Below are 20,853 nucleotides of genomic sequence, written 5' to 3'. Positions count from 1 at the left end.
AATGGACGGAACGTCATTAGATATAACACAGGACTTAATAAAAAAGCTAAGGGAAATTATTCCGGGTGCTTTCGCTGAGGATAAAATAGACATTGATCGCTTCAAACAGCTTTTGGGCCATCCTGTTGACACCGAAAATGAGCGGTACCAGCTGTCATGGGCAGGAAAGGCAGAAGCCTATAAGGTGTTGCAAATGCCCACTACTGCCACCCTTATTCCTAAGCCCGATGAATCCATTAATTGGACTGCCGCAGACAATATTTTCATTGAGGGGGAAAATTTAGAGGTACTTAAAGTACTTCAGAAAGCATACTACGGAAAAGTGAAAGTAATTTCCATAGACCCTCCTTATAATACCGGCTCCGATAGCTTTATCTACCCTGATAAATTTTCGGAAAATAAGGAAGAATACCAGAAGCGGGTTGGCGAAAAAGATGAAGAGGGCTATATGATGAAGGAAGGCCTGTTCCGTCCGAATAAGAGAGAAAGCGGCCAATTTCATTCGAATTGGTTGTCCATGATGCTTCCGAGGCTTTTCCTGGCGAAAAACCTGCTAAGGGACGATGGGGTAATATTTGTGCATATCGACGATAATGAATTAGCAAACCTGAAGTTGTTGATGGACGAGATCTTCGGAGAAGATAACAGGGAGGCCATTATAACCTGGCGCAGGCGACACAATCAGCCGAACGATAAGTCAAAAATGATTTCGAAAGTTGCCGAATACATTTTAGTGTACTCAAAAAATTCTGAGGCATTAAAAGAAAAAAATACATTTTACGGCTTACCGCTTTCAGATAAACGGCAGGATGATTATACAAACCCTGATAACGATCCAAAAGGCCCATGGAGTTCCAAGCCCTGGAAAGCCGGCTCCGGCCAATCAGGCTCGAAATATAAGATTATAACACCAACAGGCAAAGTCTATGACGAGGAATGGATGGGAGCAGAAACTACATTTCAAAGTTTGTTAGCAGAAGGCAAAATAGTCTTTCCAAGTTCCGGCGATGGTTATCCCCGTAAAAAATTCTATTTATCTGAAAGGATGGATGAAGGCCAGTGTGCCCATAATTTTTGGAATCATAGCGAATTTGGAAGTAACCAGGAAGCATCCGCAGAGTTAGCTGAAATTTTTAGCGGTAAAAATGTTTTCGATAACCCCAAGCCACTCCGTTTGCTGAAAGCAATCTTAAAAATCGCTTCTGCAAATGATGATATAGTAATGGATTTTTTTGGTGGTTCAGGCTCCACGGCGCAAGCGGTGATCGAACTAAATAAAGAAGACAAAGGAAAGCGGAAATTCATCCTTGTCCAATTGCCTGAAAAAATAAAGGCCGGTGATGAAGCCTTACAATATGGATACAGTACCATTTCCGAAGTAACAAAAGCAAGGCTGGAGAAAGTGATCAGGTTGCATAACACCAAGGTTTCAAATGATTTCAATTTTGAAAATTCGCCCCAGATCGGTTTACGCCATTTTAAACTAGCCAGCTCGAACTTTAAAATCTGGCGCGGTGACCTGCTTGAGTCAGAAGAAGATATAATTAGGCAGCTGGAAATATTCAAGAAACCCGAGAAAGACAATCCCACTGACCTGGATATTCTTTGGGAATTAGCACTAAAAAACGGTGTGCCACTGACAACGGTCATCGAAGAATGCAAAATAGGTGAGTACCTTTTTTATAAAATTACCCCGCGCAACTTGTATATCTGCCTTCAGGGTATTGATCAGGAATCGGTAAAAGAGCTTATAAAAATGAAACCTTCGTCAATAATATGCCTGGATTCACTTTTCAACGATAACGATTGCAATAAAACGAATGTGCAGTTACAGTTCATCGACGCAGGAATTTCATTTCAAACTATATAATTAATGATTTTACTTATACCAGACAACAGGGTCTGTCCCAATAAAGAGACAAAATATCCGGTGACATCCATTAGTCCTATTTTATGGATAAAAACGGATAGTGCCGACTACACGGTAGTGAGTATCGATGGGTTTATTGTTACGAACGAAAGGAAGGTCAACGGTATCTTCAAAAAATTTGAATACCAAAGCGAAGCCGCTGTTGAAGACATAGCCATCGACGACATCAACAGCGTATTTTCGGAAAGCGAGATACGACTGTTAAAAGACTTTTCGCAGGTGATGAATTGTGGCTTTTTTACTTTTATTTGGCCGGAGAATTTTCCGGAAGGTTATGAGCAATCGGCAAAACTTATCCATTCCTACACCTTTAACTTCAATGATGGGCACCTGGAAATTAATACTCATAAGCTGATTTCGATTGAAGAACTGGAAGATGGGATAAGGAAATTAAGAGGGTATAGTTTTAAAACAGTAAAAAGTCTTAATGCTGCCTCCTCCAATGTTGAGTGCTACTTAGCTAATAATACACTGAACCCCTGGCCGGGTGATATTGATACGATAATCTATGACAAGGTCAAAGGTAAATACCTTGCAATTGTTGAATTTAAGACCCATAACCTCGATCAGCCAATCGAGCAGGAGCATATTGGAAAGTATGGTGATCAAGATTGGCGGAGGTTCAATGTTCTTTTTGATCTCGCAGATAACTTTAATGAAAAGCTGGGCTATAAACCGAAGCTGTTTTTTATAGTTTGGGGAACCAATCCGGACCTGAAAAACCACACCAACATAAAAATTGATTTGATAGAAAGAGATAAAATCTTAAGATCCTTTTTGTTCCCAAGGCCGGCATACAACCAATTCAGTGATGATTTATTCAAATTTATATTGAAAGAAGCGAATGAAACTGCAATTTGATAAGAACCAAGGCTACCAGCTTGACGCGATTCAATCCGTAGTCGATCTGTTTGAGGGGCAATCCTTGAACAAATCCGATTTTGAATTTTCCTTATCCGATTCGGTAAAAGGCAGTATTCAATTCACAGAGGCCGGGGTGGGCAATAATCTCGTTTTATCAGAAGAGCAAATATTGGCAAATCTGGTGAAAGTCCAAACCGGCAACCAGCTGCGCCCTGATGAGATCTCGATAGTGATAGAAAAGCTGTGGTACAATGACGATGCAGAAACAAAAAATGTTGTTGCAACCAAGACAGTGGTTACGGATTTCCCTAATTTTTCTGTTGAAATGGAGACCGGGACCGGCAAAACCTATGTTTACCTCCGGTCGGTTTACGAGTTAAATAAAATCTATGGCTTTAAGAAATTTGTAATTGTAGTTCCCTCTGTTGCTATTAGGGAGGGCGTATTAAAAAGCCTGCAAATAACGTTCGACCATCTCCAGGAGATTTATGAAAATCAACCCGCCGAATACAAAGTGTATGATTCCGGCCGCATACCTGATTTGGCCAATTTTGCTAAAAGCAATGCGATCCAAATCCTTGTTATCAATATAGATTCATTCACGAAAGATGCCAACGTTATTAACCAGGTGCGGGAAACCGGTGTGAGACCAATCGAGTATATCCAGAAATCGAACCCAATTGTCATTATTGACGAACCGCAAAATATGGAGACCGATATCAGGAAAAGAGCAATTGCAAATCTACACCCGCTATTTACACTCCGCTATTCAGCGACCCACAAAAACCTGTATAACCTGGTCTATAAACTAGACCCGGTTAAGGCATACGATCTTGGATTAGTGAAACAGATAGAGGTCGATTCAGTAATAGCAAAAAATGATATTTCCGGTGCCTTTATAAGTGTGGACGATTTCAAAATCGCAAAACAGTCGATCACTGCCAAAATAACCATATTCGTGAATGAAAAGGGTGGCGTTCAAAAAAAGCAGGTAACAGCCAAAATCGGCGATGACTTGTTTAACATTTCCAAAGGCTGGGGTATCTATAAGGAGGGATACGTTATAAATGAATTGGACGCTGATAATGGATTTATTGAATTTTCCAGCGGCAAAATCGTCTATAAAGGCCAGGCCGTCGGCGGCCTGACGGATCAAATACTCAAAGAAATGATTGATGCAACGGTAGAAAATCATTTCAAGAAAGAAAAAGAACTTAGAGCTAAAGGAATTAAAGTACTCAGCATTTTTTTTATTGACCGGGTTGCCAATTACCGCAGCTATGACGAGCAGGGAAAGTCCATAAAGGGGAAATTTGCACTATGGTTCGAAGACAGTTTCACAAAATGGCAAAATATGCCTGCCTACAGAGGCTTGTTTACATATAGCAGTGATGAAGTCCACAACGGGTATTTCAGCCAGGACAAGGGAAAGTTGAAAGACAGTAAGGAAGGAAAAACGACGAAGGCAGACGACGAAACGTTTAAACTGATCATGCAGGACAAAGAACGGTTGTTAGACACTGCGACCCCCTTGCGTTTTATATTCAGTCACTCTGCATTGCGCGAAGGATGGGATAATCCGAATGTATTTCAGATATGCACCCTAAACGAAACAAAATCTGACATAAAAAAACGGCAAGAAATTGGAAGAGGCCTCCGCCTTTGTGTCGACCAAACCGGCGTGCGCAATTTAGATCGTGCAGTGAACAGGTTGACTGTTATTGCCAACGAAGCCTATGATAGCTTTTCAAAAGCGCTGCAAAACGAAATTGAGGAAGATTGCGGGGTTAAATTTGAAGGCCGAATAAAGAATGCTCGGGCAAGGGCAAAAGTTTCCCTAAAAGACAAATGGCTGGAGGATAGCCTATTTCTGACACTATGGGACAAAATTAAATACCGGACCGACTATAAAGTTCAATACAGCACCCAGCAGCTCATTGATAACTGCGTCGCTGCATTACAATTGATGTCACCAATTGAAAGACCGATCATATACCGGGAAAAGAATATCGCCAAATTTATCAGGGACAATAAAGGCAATCTTATCGAATTAGGAGGTGAACAAAAAGGGTCGAAAGAAAGACTCATAAGAGAAGCAAAATTTGATATACCGGATTTCATTGCTTATATCCAATCCAAAACCGAACTAACGAGAAATACGATCAGCCGTATATTACTTGAGTCAGGCCGTGTCGGTGAGATATTTAATAATCCCCAGCTATTCATGGATTCGGTAGTGAAGATTGTTAAGCAGGAGTTTGACAACGTGAAAATCAATGGTATCAAGTATGAAAAAATAGCGGGCCAGGTGTATGAAATGAAGCTTTTTGAATCGGCGGAGATCGAACAATATTTAGAAAATCTGATAACAGTTAAATCGCAGGCAAAGACCCTGTATAACTATATCGCAATTGATTCTTTAAGTACCCCGGAAAAGAAGTTTGCAGAAGATTGCGACTCGAGGGATGACATTATATTTTATGTGAAATTGCCTAAAACCTTTCAGATAAAAACCCCGATTGGACCCTATAACCCCGATTGGGCATTGATAAAAAAAGATGAAGGGGATGAAACAAATATTTATTTCGTTGCAGAAACGAAAGATCCGAAAGCTGTTTTGGACAGGACATTGCTCCGCGACAGCGAAAGGAAGAAAATAGCTTGTGCAGAAAAGCATTTTGCTGTAATTGAAGATGTGCATTATAAGGTAGTTGGCTCGGTGAGCGATTTAAAAATATGACCTAAACTTGAAATTATAAACATATTATGTCCGAAGAAATAGAATTTCTGTCAAGCCTGCAGCGCATAAAAAAACAAGATGTAGAAGTCTTGTTAAAAAAAGCGTACCGTGGAATTTGGGAAACTGCAATAAAAAAATATTCAGATAGCGCACACTTTATTTACGAACTGCTTCAAAATGCTGATGACACGAAAGCTACCTGGGTGGAATTTACTTTGGAAGCTGATGGATTATGGTTCAAGCATAATGGTTCTGTAAGATTTACGATATCTGACCCGGAAGAGGAAGACAGTGATTCCGAGACAGGGCATTTGGGACATATTAATGCCATTACCTCAATAGGTAACTCAACCAAAATAGACGAACAAAAGATCGGCAAGTTTGGAATCGGGTTTAAGGCGGTATTTGCATATAGTCTTACCCCTCATATCTACGACGACAGTTTTAATTTTAAGCTTGAAAATTATATCGTACCTGTTGAAATTGCACCTAATGCAGAAAGGCGCAAGCAAGGTGAGACGTTATTTTATTTCCCATTCAACCATAAAGCAAAAACCAAAGAGGATGCTTATTCCGAAATAGAGGAAAAGTTAGAATCGTTATTTCAGCCGGTCCTGTTTTTGACGAACCTTGAGCGGATATATTGGAATTCAACAGAAAACAAAGGGGAATACTCAAAAAAAGAGATACGCTCGGAATCTTTTCAGAAAATAAAAGCTTCCCTGGTGGAAGTTACCAGCGTAGAAGATGGCCAACCTAAAAAAGAATATATCTGGCTTTTTTCCGGCGGTATCGTGCATGCCAAATTGCGATCAAGTCACCGTATCGTGGTGGGCTTTTTTGTTATAGACCAGGCGGAGCTTGAAACCGGTTACCAATATGATGCATTCTGTTTCTTCCCGACAAAAGAAGAAACTAAACTTGGGTTTATCATCCAGGCTCCTTTCCTGCTAACGGACAGCCGCGAGCGGATCAAAGCAGGTGAACAATGGAACGTGGACGTTATGCAGTTAGTTGCCGAATTAGCAGCAAACTCGATATCTGTTTTAAAAGAGATAGGAACAAAGGATAAGAGTTTTTTGGTGAACGACAATATTTTGGAGTTGATTCCCTACAAGGCTAATGATTTTTCGGAAATTAATAGTACGTCGAAGATCTCCTTTAAGCCATTCTATAATACTATTCTCCAAAAATTTAAAACAGAAGCAATTTTACCGGGCCGCCATGGCAAATATTTCTCTACAGCAAAAGCATACTGGGCATCTGATCCGGAACTGGCTGATTTGTTCTCCGACCAGCAGATCAGCCAGCTTTTGGATAATCCAAACTCGGGATGGGTGTTTATCAGTAAAGGTCAAAAACAGTTAAACCAGGCCAACAAATCGCTGGAGACCTATATAAGCGCTGTTGTTACGGATATCCTTGATCCTAAAAAACTACTGCGAAGAATCACTGCCAAATTCATTGAAGCGCAAACCGATGAATGGCTCCTTAAATTCTATAGTTACCTGGGAGGAAGAAAATCCCTTTGGGATGATAAGGAGAAATTAGCCCTAAAACGGCCAATCCTGCTGAATGAGCACCGGAAAGCAGTAGTTCCTTTCGACGACGAACAAGCTGCACCGAATATTTTTCTGCCCACAGACCGTATGACCACTTACGATACTGTTTACAAACCGTTCACCGAAGACGCAGAAGCGTTGGAATTCTTCAAAGGCCTGGGCCTCGGCAAACCGGATTTGAGGGCGGAAATCTTCAAAACGATCATTCCCCTATACGATGATGATTTCGACTATGACGATGAGGACAAGATTTTACAACATTTTGAATCTTTTATTACCTACTATGAAATTTGCCCTGCATCAACACAGCTTGATTACATTAAAAAATTACAAGAGACAACTTTTATCGCTGCAAGAAATCCTGCCGACCCAGGAACAAGATATTTTTGCCGGCCCGAAGATGCTTATTTTAACGATCTAAAACTTTCTTCCTATTTTGCCAATACTTCAGAAGTTTACCTGCTTGATGATGATTTCTACATCGATTATATCAACAGCAATAAAAAAGATAAGTTTTACAGTTTTCTCCGGGGCCTCGGAGTCTCCGATGTGCCAAAGGTTAAAGCAATAAAACTTGACGTTACGACCGAAACAAAAGAGCAGTTTGCATTAGAAGGCCATGAAGTAGCGCAGACTTATGTTCGCAATCAGGTCATTACCGACAAAACATTAGAGGGGCTGGAAGATGCAGTTAAGCATATTACGCCCGAGTTATCAGTTATTATCTGGAATTATTTACTTATCCATGTTCAGGGCCGGTCCATTTCAAATGCGAATTCGTTTTTCTGCGGTGTATTCCAGTTTGTACCTAAATGGAGCTCTTATTCCAAGAATGAAAAATTCGATTCAACCCTGGTTTCGATCCTTAAAAATGACAAATGGCTTTTTGACAAAGACCTGAACCTTGTTTCCGCAGCTCAATTGAGCAGAGAAACAATTGATGGTGCTTACAATACTGAAGATGTTTATGCGGATGTACTGCTGGAATTTTTAGGCATCGAAAATCCTGACGCTGATTTAGACCTCACCGACGAACAGAAGTTAGCACTTGACTGGGGGCGTAAACTGCTTGACGAAGGTATTACACAAGCCGAGCTGGCCGAGTTTCTTAACATGATTAATAGTCGAAAGAAAGCAGGAGCCAATCAGCAGGAAGCGGGTAGTAAAGAGCAGGCTGATGTTGATGATGAGGAAATTGAAGAAATGCTGTCTAAATTAAAGAAGGGCATCAAAAAGAAACGCCAGATCGAAGCAAAAGGCAAAGCTAATCCGTCCACACAATCAGATGTAGAACCCGAGGTACCGGACGAGCCCCTGGAATCTATGGTAGACCAGGATGAATATTCGAAGCCAACCGTGGACTTGCAGAAAAAGATTGACAAACTTAAAGAGCAGACTGAAGCACAAATCGAAGACCTTACAAGGATTGAAAAACTTAACGATATAGCTAACGAATCAGAAAAATATTCGTTTGCCTGGTTCAAAGCGCTGTTAGAACTGGAGTATCTAAGCAGTTCAGAAGCCAATTCCCAGGGCAAACAAGTGTTAATACAGTTCACCAAAGTGGAGAAGGAGCCCGGGACTGAAAGGACGCTGATTCTTAAACACCCTAACAGATATATCCCTCAGTCTATAGAAGACATTGGTGACCTGCAGATACGAATTTACCAGGGTGACGAGTCAAAAACCGTATCTGTAGAAGTGGTTAGCGTAAAGGAATATACGTTGCGGGCAAAACTTAAAAAGTCCGTCGATATTTCTGAAATTGACCTCGGAAAAGTTACTAGGGTAGTAATAGACATCAAAAATCCCGTATTTATTATTGAAGAATTACGAAAGGCTTTTTACCAGTTAAATTTTGAAGATGACTTTAATTTTCAAACCAACCTTACAGAAAACATTAGATTTATCTTTGGCCCGCCGGGAACAGGAAAAACGACCTACCTGGCCGCCAATGAGATCATCCCGTTAATGAAGGAAGATGAGCCTTTAAAAGTATTGGTACTTACCCCTACTAACAAAGCTGCAGACGTACTCACAAAACGGATAATAGAAAAAATGGGGCCGGATGAATCTTACTACAGCTGGTTACTGCGATTTGGAACAACGGCAGATGCAGAATTGGAAGCTAGCCCGATTATCATTGATAAGAACTTCGACATCCGTACCCGGCCCAAAAATACTACCATAACGACGATTGCTCGATTTGCCTATGATTATTTTCAACCCGATCAACAGGAAGACCGGTTACATCTGAAATTTCTACAATGGGATTACATCATAATCGACGAGGCATCAATGATAGCATTAGCAAGTATCGCTTATGTACTTTACCAAAAACCTGATTCGAAATTTATCATCGCCGGCGACCCTTTCCAGATACAGCCCATCACGCAAATAGACCAATGGAAAGACATGAATATTTATCACATGGTTGAGCTGGACAGGTTTTTAGACCCCGTTACCGTGCCACATCAATATGAGGTCAAGAACCTCCAAAAGCAATACCGGTCCTTACCAACTATTGGTAACGTATTCAGTCACTTCACTTACAAGGGTATATTGGAACACCACCGGACTGCCGACGAGCAAAAGCAGTTAAACATTGATGGGCTACATTTCAAGGACATCAATATCATTAAGTTCCCCGTATCAAAATATGAAAGCATCTTCAAGCCGAACACTCTCAATAAATCTAATTACCAGGTATATAGTGCATTGTTTAGTGTGGAGTTCGCCAAGCATCTTTGCCATCAAATTGAATCGACCCACAAGGACAAATTTAGAATAGGAATCATCTGTCCTTATAAAGCGCAGGCCACCCTTATTGAGAAGCTACTAGCACAGCAGCACACCGATACCGAAAAGGCCGAGGTGCTAGTAGGTACCATTCACGGATTCCAGGGTGATGAATGTGATATTATAATAGCCATATTTAATCCGCCGTTCTCGATTTCCAAGTCGCCCGGAAGGTTTCTTAATAAGCAGAATATTTTGAATGTATCAATCAGCAGGGCGCGTGACTATCTGTTTATTTTCATGCCGGATGACGACACACAGGACGTAAATAATTTATACAAGATCAAACAGATTGAAAGGCTTGTTAATCATCACGCCAAAGGACGGTGCGCAACTTATAATTCAAATGTAGTGGAGGAAAAAATATTTGGGAGCAGTACCTATATATACGACAATTCTTTTGCCACGTCACATCAATCGGTAAATGTTTACTCCAAACCTGAAAAGAAATATGAAGTAAGATGCGAGGAGGTTGCGATTGACGTTCAAATAAAGCATTTTACTTCATAATAAAACATAAAAATTGGCCTTACCATTATCAGAATTTGTAAAATTTTTCCCATTAAGGGCGAAAAGATTAGCCTGGCTTTTTGGAGCTGGTAGCTCTATCTCTGCAGGTGTGCCATCAGCCTATGACCTTACCTGGGATTTCAAGAAACGTATATATTGTGCTGAACAATCTTATCCATTAAGTCTATTCAGCAATTTAACGGATCCAGGAATCCGGGAACAGATCCAAAATTACTTTGATTCGCAGGGTGATTGTCCGCCTTTCGACAGCCCCGAGGAATATTCCTATTATTTTGAGCGCGCTTTTTCTTCACCGGGCGACAGAAGCGAATATATTTCCAAGCAAACAATTGGCTTGCAATTAAACTATGGTCATAAGGTAATGGGCATACTAATGAAGAACAGTTATCTCAATTTGGTATTTACCACGAACTTCGATAAGGCATTTGAAAACATCGCGTCCGCGCAATTCGAAAAGCTGGAACAGTGGTATGCAGCAGACCTGGACAGCGGGGATAATGGCATGAGATTTTTCCAATCCGGGAAAAGACCCCTGATCGTTAAGCTACATGGAGATTATTTCTCCAATAACATTAAGAACACTACAGAAGAGTTAAAGAAACAAGATCAAAAATTAAGAGGCATCTTATCTATAGCTTTAGATACAAACGGCCTTTGTGTCATGGGATATAGCGGGCGCGACAGGTCGGTAATGGAGGTTTTAAAGGAAGCCATCGATAAGCCAGATTCTTTTTCATGCGGCTTATATTGGTTTGTTAAGGCAGGTTCAGAGCCATTACCCGAAGTGACTGAACTGATTACCAATGCAAAGGCAAAGGGGAAGGAGGCTGAAATCATAGAAATCGACACATTTGATACTGCCTGGGCTGATATTATTAAAGGATTTGAAAATATTGCAGTTGAAGACCTGGCGAAGTTAAATCAGAATTATCAGCGAATCAGGAACCAGCCAATCCCGGGTACGGGTAGAAAATATCCCTTAATTCGATTGAACGCAGTGCCCATATTAAATTATCCTGCAACAGCCCGGTTATTTAAGTGTGATGCCGGAAATACCAAAGAGGTCAAGGACTATATTGCGAAATCGAATAAGCCAATCTTTGCGATCAGAAAAAAAACAGGCATTGTTGGCTTCGGTGCTGATGCAGATTTTGTTAGTGTTTTCACTGATTATGGCCATTATGAAGTGGACATTTTTCAGATTACCGAAAGGGATTTAATGTATGATGATTCCGCTATGAAAGGAATGATTACTACGGCGCTTTTACAAGCCTTAACAGAAGGTAAACCATTGCGCTCGTCAAAAAGGCGGCAAAGGTATCTTTTGTTCCCAGACCCTAAAAAAGTAGACGACCCGATATTTGCCCCGCTGAAAAAGATATTCACGAATATATCCGGTAAGATCCCGAACACCGGTTTGGTCTGGGTAACGGCATTAGAAATAAACATACAGTATATTTTATCCCAACCATTACTGGTATTAACACCAACAATTTTAGCCTCCAAGTCTTCAGTAAGAATGGAAACAGCTTTGGTCGCACCTTTTGTAAAAGAATTTATGGCCCGGTGGTATAATCAAAAATATGATGACATTTTAAATTGTTGGTTAGACCTGATTTTCGGCGTAGATAAAAAAATAAAGATTAGCGCATTCGCCGAAACACTAAGTGGCATCAATGCAACTTTTGAATTGTCAAGACAAACAGCATTCACCCGAACCAATTAACATGGAATTTCCAGCATATAAAGTTATACCTGAGCCTAAACTGACCTTTGAGGCTTTGTCGAATGCACAGGACATACACCCTTTGAAAGGGTTGAAGAATTTTCATCCTTATTCAAGCCAGCTGAATCCAATACAGAAAATCCGGATCGCAGCGATCTACCCTGATGGAACATATCCGGTAATTGAAAACCTTGTCAGGGAACTTCATGCAGTTCATAAGCCCCAGGAGCGCCCTAATTACCTGGAAGAGTTTACGGGCATAGAAGCTATTTTTAAAACGAAAGTTGAACTCGTACCGGAAAATATCTCCATTTCATTAAAGGCAGAAAACGTATTTAAAGCCGGAATAGAGCCTTACATTACTTTGAGTGAAGGCATTAGCAGCGCTATTCGTGAAATGGCAAAGAAGAGGTTCGAATTCGATGTGTTGGTCATTTACCTGCCCGAGTTCTGGTCGGCCGGTTTCACAGACGCTGAAACGGGTTTTGACCTTCACGATTTCATCAAGGCCACGACTGCCATGCAAAGTATCGCCAGTCAGGTTTTGCGGGAAGGAAGTTCAATAAAATATAAATGCCGTTGCAGTGTCATGTGGCGCCTGTCCATTGCCCTCTACGTAAAAGCCGGTGGGATTCCATGGAAATTATCATCCATTGACCAAAATTCTGCTTTTATTGGGATTAGCTACGCAACCAGGCTAAATTCAAATACCAACCAATTTGATTTTACAACATGCTGTAGCCAGGTATTTGATGCTGATGGTACAGGGCTGGAATTTGTAGCCTATGATGCAGCTGAGATCGACCATAGAATAGGTGAAAATCCTTTTTTGTCAAGAGCAGAAATGAGAAAACTTATGGCGAGGAGTTTAGACCTTTATCAACGCAAACACTCAGGAAAGCGCCCCACGCGTTTAATCGTGCATAAAAACACCCATTTTACCCAAAATGAAATAGACGGTGCCTTTGACGCTATACCGGCGAACATAAATCTTGAACTTTTACAAATAGTGCAGGATTCAAATTGGCGGGGAATAAAATACATTGATCGGAACGGGGCCCGTGGCCCGGATAATTTTCCGCTTAACAGGGGATTATATTTTCAAATTGGTCCCCAGGAAGTCTTACTCTGGACTCAGGGTAACGTTGTCTTAAATAATAAGAACTTTTTTAAAGAAGGCAAAAATATACCTGCGCCAATCTTGATAAAAAGATTTGCCGGTGATGGTGGCTGGGACCGAAACTGCCAGGCGATTCTTGGATTGACGAAAATGAATTGGAACCATGACGCCCTCTATGACAGGTTACCCGTTACTCTGGGATATGCCCACTCACTGGCGACGACCATCAAAAGAATGAATAAGCTCATCAATAAACCGTACGAGTTTAAATATTTTATGTAGCTGGCAAATTAAATAATAACTAAAACTCGGATATTAAAAATCTCTTATGATTACAAGCACTTGTTTAAGCATTTTTCAACGGAGATGGTGGTAAATTTGAACTTGTCGAAACTTGTCGAAAAAGCTTCCCCTTAACGAGTATATGTCTTCAAACTATATATTAATGGCAAGAAAGAAGCTCCTGTTGATTATTCCTCCCCAAAAAGGTCTTTTGAAAGGCTTTGCAACAGGTATTGTATCCTTGGCTAGGCAGTTATCATTGGAAATATTTGGAAACTGGAAAATTCAGCTGTTAGAATTAGCCATACGCGGATTTTTGATCACAAAATCATTTGAAATTATCAAATTTTTTTTCGAATTTTAGTTTAGGAAATGCAATGCTCTTGAACATGATGTTAGGTTGTGATGCAGGCAAAGTTTTCGATAATGCAAGTTGGGTTCTTAGAAAGATTTAATTAAAAGCGTCATCACTGGCGTCCTCTTAATTTAAAGCAATAAAGCCATTGGGATACAGCTTGTTACAAAGCAGGTTCTCTCCCCCTACGGGCTACTTCAAAACTGCGAAATCCGCGAAACTTCACCGAAAGTTCGCGGATTTTTTTTTTACATAAAAAGAGAAACTTGCTGTCATTGAAACGATAAATGTTTAATACGAAGCTTAACCGGTGTCATTAAAACAATAATTGTTTAAACTTGTATAATTAAAATTCAAGCTTACATCCCATGAAAAAGTTTATTCTTTCAGTCCTGCTGATTTGCGGCACCGTTTTAGCCTTCAGTCAAAGCAAAATGGCGTGCTGTGCCAGGCCATCGGCCACGCAACGGTTTGCTATGCTGGCATCCAGCAAAAAGTTTGTCATGTCGCATGCGCTTCCCAAAAAGTTTCATTTTCAAAGCGCTATTGCAAAAACCATCACCTACAAAACTCCCGACGGCAAAGAAAGTACCGTTTACGAATGGAAGGCCGCAAAACCGAGCAATAATTACTTATTAGTAATACATGAATATTGGGGGTTAAATGATTATGTAAAACAACAATCAGAAAAATTATATACCGATTTAGGCGATGTAAACGTGATAGCGCTGGACCTGTACGATGGCAAAATAGCCACTACGCGCGACGATGCAGGCAAATTTATGCAAGCAGTAAAAGAAGACCGCGCGCAAGCTATTATAAAAGGTGCTATTGCCTATGTCGGGCCAAAGGCGCGCATTGCTACTATTGGATGGTGCTTTGGGGGTGGCTGGAGTTTGCAGGCTGCTTTAATGGCTGGCAAACATCTGGTGGGATGTGTAATGTATTATGGCATGCCCGAACAGGATGTGAACAAACTGAAAACCCTGAATGCTGATGTGTTGGGTAATTTTGCTAATAAGGACCAATGGATAAACCCTAAAGTAGTAGCCAAATTTGCAGCCGATATGAAGGCCGCGGGTAAAAAACTGGAACTGCACCAATTTGATGCTGACCATGCTTTTGCAAATCCAAGCAGTCCTGCGGCTAATAGCCAGGCCGCTAAAGATGCCTATGGCTTTACAGTGACATTTTTAAAAGCACGTTTAAAGTAATGCCCATAGTTCATAGGTGATGGTTCATAGTAAGAAAGTTCAGATAATCATATGAACTATGAACCATCATCTATGAACATTCTCTCTCTTTTCCGTAACATTGCACAAAATACTTGTGTTGAACAGTTCTTCTAAAAAAACGTTATCCTATCTCATAAAAGCAGCCGTTTTACTGCTGGCAGGAGTATTCATCTATCGCCAGCTAAACAGCAAGCACGAATTGAAACAGTTTGAAACACTGATTTTGGGTATTAATCATGGCTGGGCTATCTATATCATGTCGGTAGTGTTTTTACTGATGCTGGTTAACTGGGTACTGGAGGCAGCCAAATGGAAATACTTGGCACAACGCTTAACCCATATGTCGTTATGGAATGCAATTGAAGCTGTTTTTTGCGGACTGACATGGGCTATATTTACCCCCAACCGCATTGGCGAGTATGGCGGCAGGGTGCTGTTTTTACCCCAACGCAGGCGCATTCACGGGGTTTTTGCTATGGCGGTAGGGGCATTTGGGCAAAATGTAATCACCAACGTGCTGGGCGCTATTGCGTTAATGTGGTTTATCTGGTATTTTCTTCATCTTAACCTGCTGTTATATACCGGGCTGCTTATTATTTCTTTTGTATTTATAGTGCTGATGCTGCTATTCTATTTCAACATCAGGTGGATGGTGTCATTATTAAACAGCGTTAAATTCCTGCATAAATTTCATCGTTTTTTTGATATTATGGGCCGCTATAAGTTCACAGAATTAGTGCGCATTATGGGTTACTGCCTGGCGCGTTTTGCGGTGTTCTCGTTTCAATATTATTTAGTTATTCATTTATTGATTCCTGAAATCCCGTTGTACGATGTATTAATGATGATATTTATCCTGTTCTTCATTCAATCGGCGCTGCCATCATTAGATCTGCTTGATGTGGGTGTGCGTAATCTAACTTCTGTTACGCTATTTGCTTATGTAACCGACCAAAAAATAGCGGTTATGGCGGCAGTTACATCTATTTGGCTGATAAACCTGATAATTCCCGCTATATTAGGCTCTGTTTTTGTTTTTAAGCTTAAGTTTTTTGATAACACTTTATAGTACCATCTCTCTGTTATTTACCGGGCTTTACCTGGTTATTGTTACCTACCTTATAAAAGGCTGGGCAATGCTGAAACGTCCCCGCATTAACCCCGGGCCCTACACTACTAAAGTAACCATCTTGATTGCCGCGCGCGATGAAGAAGAAAACATCCGCAAAACAATTGAAGATTTATTAGCGCAGGATTATCCCAAAGAACTGACTGAAATTATTATTGTTGACGACCATTCTACAGATAATACTGCCGCTATCATCAGCAGCTATGCCGATAGTGGTGTACAATTAATGCAACTACAAGATAATCAGATATTAAACTCGTATAAAAAGAAAGCGATAGCTGAAGCCATACGCCGGTCGACAGGCGATTTAATGGTGGCTACCGATGCCGATTGCCGTATGGAGCCCAAATGGCTTTCCTCGGTGGTGAGTTATTTTGAGATGGAGGATAAAGTAATGATCTCGTCACCGGTAACTTATTTTGAGGAGAAAACTTTGTTTGAACAAATGCAAACGCTGGAGTTCTCCTTTCTGATCGGCATTGGCGCCTCATTTATTGGTAATAACCGCGCATCTACCTGTAACGGCGCTAATTTGGCTTATCGGAAAGATGTGTTTTACGAAGTAGGGGGTTTTACCGGTATAGACGATCTGGCATCAGGTGATGATGAACTACTGCTTCAAAAAGTTGCATTACGCTATCCGGGCCGTATAGGGTTTTTAAAAAAGCGCGATGCTATTGTATATACCCATGCTAAGCATAACCTATCCAGCTTTATACAGCAAAGGCGTCGGTGGGCATCAAAATCAACTAAATACAAGGATAAAAAGATCATAGCACTGGCGGTAAGCATGTGGCTATTTAATGTACTGCTATTGGTAAACGCCTTATTAGGATTTTACGACAGCTATTTTTTCAAACTGTTTTTAGTGGAGATAGGTCTGAAGTATTTATTCGAAATAGTTTTCCTGCTACCAGTGCTCTCATTCCTTAAGCGAACCTGGCTGATATTCCTGATTAGTATTGTGGCGCCCCTGCATATTATTTACGTGGTGTATATTGGCATTATGGGCAATACCGGCAAATATGCCTGGAAGGGCAGGATGGTACGCTAAGGTTCTATTTAACCTTGTAGTGTTCAATGATCTTTTTGCAACCGACTTCTATCAGGTCGTAAGCTTCTTCAAACAAATTGGTGTAATATGGGTCGGGTACTTCGTCATCGCCCAAAAGTAAGCGTACCTTCTGTTTATCTTCCTGGTTACGGGCCATGGCAAGTACGTTGCTCAGGTTGCTTTTATCCATCACCAGTATCAAATCAAATTCATCAAAATCGCTTACGCGGAACAGGCGGCAAACCTGGTTGGTAATATCAATCCCATGGCTGCGTGCCACGCGTACCGAGCCATGATGCGGCCCTTCTCCTACGTGCCAATCGCCGGTTCCTGCCGAATCAACTTGCCAGTCTAATCCTGCCTCATCAGCCAAATGCTGCATAATCCCTTCCGCCAGCGGCGAACGGCAAATATTGCCCAGGCAAACCATGAGTATCTTCATAGAGATGAATTATGTGCAAATGTGTGGATATGCAAATGTGCAGATGCTGGGACTAATTTGCACATTTTCTTATTTGCATATTATTTAAAAATCTCATTCAATACTCCCGCTAAACGCACGCCACCTTTTAGCAATTGCTGGTTTAGGGTAGCAAGGTTGTTGAAATTGTATTTGTAAGATAAATTATCGTTTGGCTTGGCACCGGCATATATCGCTTCGGCCAGTTGATTGCTTTCGTAAAGCCATTCACTAATCGGTGCTTTTTGCCATTCGGCACGCTGTGCAGCAGTGGTGTGATTAATAGCTGCTGCATATTCAGTATAGCTTAACTCCTGAAAGTTGATCAGTTCGGTATCCCAAATGCTGTGCAGATTAGTAGGTTTACCAAACCAACTTACTTTAAAGCCGTTGCCGCCCTGATCATCTTTGTGGGCGGTGTGCATAGGCTGATGCACATCTTCAACAATATGTATCAGCATGTGCAGGTAAAGCAGTTTATTTTCTTTAGTGGTGGTTGGCTTTTTCAATTCCGCTATCAGGAAGTTCATTTTGGTGTAGGCGTCAACCTCGGTATCCTTAGCCAGAAATGCTTTCATTTCAGGCAGGGTATACGGTTTATCAAAATCAACATAGTGCCACGCCGAAAGGTAACGGTAGTTATCGTCCGACTTGATAAAATCGGCCCAGTTGCTGGCCATGGCTACCGATTCGTTCCCTAAAATTTGCTGTACAGCTAACTTGGCCTTTGGCGTTAAATAGCTGTAAGCGATCTCGCCGCAAATACGGTGACCATTGGTGCCCCATGCAAAGGTGATGACAGGCAGGCAAAACATAATGGCAACAAGGCTAATCTTTCTGAATATCTTCATAATCATTTATAATGGTTTCTGTGTGCAGGTAGTCCGTTTTATAAGATGTAAATTTATGGGAATTACATTAGATGTACCCGATAATTGTACCAATGAATCAGCTTTTTTACTGATCTTAAAAAACTCCTCGTAAGGGCCAACCCTAAAGCAATCGCTATTTGTTTTCAGGCTGAAATCGGCATTGCAAAACTGGCCTTTTAAAAACAACGTGTCATTACGCTGGCGGTAGGCGCCTTTCACATATTCGGCCCAGTGGCCGCTGCGCATGCAAGTATCGCTGCCGTAGTTTACTTTGCTTTGGCTATGTATTTGCACATAAAACGAATCGCAATCAAACTTCATCTCATAGCGCGAAAAAGTAACCAGTTGCTTTTGGACAGCGCTGGTATCCTGCTGCCACTGGCCCTGTAGGTATAATTCGCCTTTGCCCTGCATGTTCGGGTTCATGCTGCAGGCACTAATAGTTAAAACAATAAGTAATGCGTACGTTATAAAATACATGTCATTTCGAAGGAGCCGAAGGGGAAATGTGCGCCGAAGCGACTGAGAAATCTTATACGAAATGCTCGTCACAGGTAGAAGATTTCTCCTAACGCCTGCGCTTGCTCCCCACCTGTTCGTTCGAAATGACATGTGTGTTTAATTATCGTGCTCTTATTTCAAACTGCCTATCATATCCTCTGGGCGTACCCATTGGTCAAACTGTTCGCTGGTCAGCAGTTCCAGTTTCATAGCGGCTTCGCGTAGCGATAGGTTTTCTTTCAAGGCAGTTTTGGCAATTTTAGCGGCGTTCTCGTAACCAATATGCGGGTTAAGTGCGGTTACCAGCATCAGCGAGTTTTCCAGGTGCTTTTTAATACCATCGTAATTTGGTTCGATACCTGCGGCGCAATGGTCGTTAAAAGATACACAGGCATCGCCAATTAAACGTGCCGATTGCAGGAAGTTAGCCGCCATTACCGGTTTAAATACATTCAACTCATAATGCCCGTTGCTGCCACCAATAGAAATAGCCACATCATTACCCATTACCTGTGCGGCTACCATGGTTACTGCCTCGTTTTGGGTTGGGTTAACCTTACCCGGCATTATTGATGAACCCGGTTCGTTATCGGGGATATGGATCTCGCCAATACCCGAGCGAGGGCCCGAAGCCAGCATACGGATATCGTTAGCAATCTTCATTAGCGATACTGCTATTTGTTTCAGTGCGCCATGTGTTTCCACAATAGCATCGTGAGCAGCTAAAGCTTCAAATTTATTTTCAGCAGTAATAAATGGCAGGTTAGTGAATTTGGCAATGTATTCGGCAACCTTAACATCGTACCCGGCAGGAGTATTAATGCCTGTGCCAACAGCTGTGCCGCCTAAAGCTAATTCGCTTAGGTGGGCCAGGGTATTGCGTAAAGCACGCAAGCCATGGTCAAGCTGAGATACGTAACCCGAAAATTCCTGACCTAAAGTTAATGGTGTAGCATCCATCAGGTGGGTACGGCCAATTTTTACCACGCTTTTAAACGCTTCCGATTTTGCTTTCAGTGTATCGCGCAGTTTTTCAACGCCTGGTATGGTCACATCAATCACCATTTTATAGGCGGCAATGTGCATAGCGGTAGGGTAGGTATCGTTGGATGATTGCGATTTGTTTACATCATCATTCGGGTGGATAAAGGTTTTGCCTTCGCCCAGTTTGTTGCCTTGCAGTACGTGGGCACGATTAGCTACCACCTCGTTCACGTTCATATTACTTTGCGTGCCCGAGCCTGTTTGCCAGATCACCAGCGGGAATTCACCGGCCAGTTTGCCTTCCAATATCTCATCGCACACTTTGGCTATCAGGTCGCGCTTTTCGGCTGATAGCACGCCCAGGTCGGTATTGGTGTAAGCAGCTGCTTTTTTCAGGTAAGCAAAAGCATTTATAATTTCCACCGGCATAGAAGCCTCGGGGCCAATTTTAAAGTTATTACGGCTGCGTTGTGTTTGCGCGCCCCAGTATTTATCGGCAGGTACCTGTACCTCGCCCATGGTATCGTGTTCAATTCTGAAACTCATGGTATTGTGTTTTTTGCAGGGGCAAAGGTAGGGTTTTTGAGGCTAAAGCTGAAAGGTAAAAGGCGAAAGGATTGGCAAAATTGCTCCTGTCTGTTTTATGCTTTGATCACCTGTAATACAGAGCTTCATGAATTCCTAATATTTTTAGCAATTTTATTGCTCG

At 41.5% G+C, this 20,853-nt stretch carries 14 protein-coding genes; 10 read left to right on the top strand and 4 right to left on the bottom strand.

All coding sequences use genetic code 11. The features are described from left to right. Nucleotide 1 precedes the first annotated feature (1 nt). The 10 genes from IRJ18_RS17095 to IRJ18_RS17050 all read left to right on the top strand — a co-directional run bounded on the left by IRJ18_RS17095 (nt 2) and on the right by IRJ18_RS17050 (nt 17,327). Nucleotides 2-1,870 carry a site-specific DNA-methyltransferase gene (locus IRJ18_RS17095; protein ID WP_194107518.1) on the top strand — a complete coding sequence of 623 codons (1,869 nt, stop codon included), beginning with the start codon at nt 2-4 and terminating at the stop codon, nt 1,868-1,870. 3 nt (nt 1,871-1,873) lie between these two features. After that, nucleotides 1,874-2,791, top strand: coding sequence for a hypothetical protein (locus IRJ18_RS17090; RefSeq protein ID WP_194107517.1), 918 nt, complete (start codon nt 1,874-1,876; stop codon nt 2,789-2,791). Continuing rightward, nucleotides 2,775-5,534 (top strand): restriction endonuclease, encoded by a 2,760-nt coding sequence (locus tag IRJ18_RS17085; RefSeq protein WP_194107516.1) that lies wholly within the window; start codon nt 2,775-2,777, stop codon nt 5,532-5,534. Before IRJ18_RS17090 ends, IRJ18_RS17085 begins: the two co-directional genes overlap by 17 nt. A gap of 26 nt (nt 5,535-5,560) precedes the next feature. Next, on the top strand, nt 5,561-10,405 hold the full coding sequence (locus IRJ18_RS17080) for a DEAD/DEAH box helicase (protein WP_194107515.1): 4,845 nt from the start codon (nt 5,561-5,563) through the stop codon (nt 10,403-10,405). Nucleotides 10,406-10,418: 13 nt separating this feature from the next. Next, on the top strand, nt 10,419-12,152 hold the full coding sequence (locus IRJ18_RS17075; RefSeq protein ID WP_194107514.1) for an SIR2 family protein: 1,734 nt from the start codon (nt 10,419-10,421) through the stop codon (nt 12,150-12,152). Between the two features lies 1 nt (nt 12,153). Then, the gene (locus IRJ18_RS17070; protein ID WP_194107513.1) at nt 12,154-13,554 is read left to right on the top strand and encodes an argonaute/piwi family protein; all 1,401 of its coding nucleotides are present in this window, start codon (nt 12,154-12,156) and stop codon (nt 13,552-13,554) included. A gap of 163 nt (nt 13,555-13,717) precedes the next feature. Beyond that, nucleotides 13,718-13,918 (top strand): hypothetical protein, encoded by a 201-nt coding sequence (locus IRJ18_RS17065; protein WP_194107512.1) that lies wholly within the window; start codon nt 13,718-13,720, stop codon nt 13,916-13,918. 359 nt (nt 13,919-14,277) lie between these two features. Next, nucleotides 14,278-15,123: a dienelactone hydrolase family protein gene (locus IRJ18_RS17060; protein ID WP_194107511.1), complete on the top strand. Its 846-nt coding sequence runs from the start codon at nt 14,278-14,280 to the stop codon at nt 15,121-15,123. Nucleotides 15,124-15,241: 118 nt separating this feature from the next. After that, the gene (locus IRJ18_RS17055) at nt 15,242-16,213 is read left to right on the top strand and encodes a lysylphosphatidylglycerol synthase domain-containing protein (RefSeq protein WP_194107510.1); all 972 of its coding nucleotides are present in this window, start codon (nt 15,242-15,244) and stop codon (nt 16,211-16,213) included. Then, nucleotides 16,197-17,327 (top strand): glycosyltransferase, encoded by a 1,131-nt coding sequence (locus tag IRJ18_RS17050; protein WP_228072923.1) that lies wholly within the window; start codon nt 16,197-16,199, stop codon nt 17,325-17,327. The genes IRJ18_RS17055 and IRJ18_RS17050 overlap by 17 nt, the downstream gene beginning before the upstream one ends. Before the next feature lie 4 nt (nt 17,328-17,331). Here the strand turns inward: IRJ18_RS17050 and IRJ18_RS17045 are convergent, their stop codons facing one another. The 4 genes from IRJ18_RS17045 to fumC all read right to left on the bottom strand — a co-directional run bounded on the left by IRJ18_RS17045 (nt 17,332) and on the right by fumC (nt 20,690). Next, nucleotides 17,332-17,769, bottom strand: coding sequence for a low molecular weight protein-tyrosine-phosphatase (locus tag IRJ18_RS17045; protein WP_194107509.1), 438 nt, complete (start codon nt 17,767-17,769; stop codon nt 17,332-17,334). Between the two features lie 80 nt (nt 17,770-17,849). Beyond that, the gene (locus tag IRJ18_RS17040) at nt 17,850-18,638 is read right to left on the bottom strand and encodes a S1/P1 nuclease (protein ID WP_194107508.1); all 789 of its coding nucleotides are present in this window, start codon (nt 18,636-18,638) and stop codon (nt 17,850-17,852) included. Between the two features lie 6 nt (nt 18,639-18,644). After that, complete coding sequence (locus tag IRJ18_RS17035) at nt 18,645-19,085, bottom strand: fumarate hydratase (protein WP_194107507.1); 441 nt, start codon at nt 19,083-19,085, stop codon at nt 18,645-18,647. A gap of 207 nt (nt 19,086-19,292) precedes the next feature. Then, nucleotides 19,293-20,690: a class II fumarate hydratase gene (fumC, locus tag IRJ18_RS17030; protein ID WP_194107506.1), complete on the bottom strand. Its 1,398-nt coding sequence runs from the start codon at nt 20,688-20,690 to the stop codon at nt 19,293-19,295. Nucleotides 20,691-20,853: the final 163 nt, after the last annotated feature.

The organism is Mucilaginibacter boryungensis, from assembly GCF_015221995.1.
Taxonomy (GTDB): domain Bacteria; phylum Bacteroidota; class Bacteroidia; order Sphingobacteriales; family Sphingobacteriaceae; genus Mucilaginibacter; species Mucilaginibacter boryungensis.
Note: the sequence above shows the minus strand (reverse complement) of the source record. Positions and strands in the feature narration are given on the sequence as shown.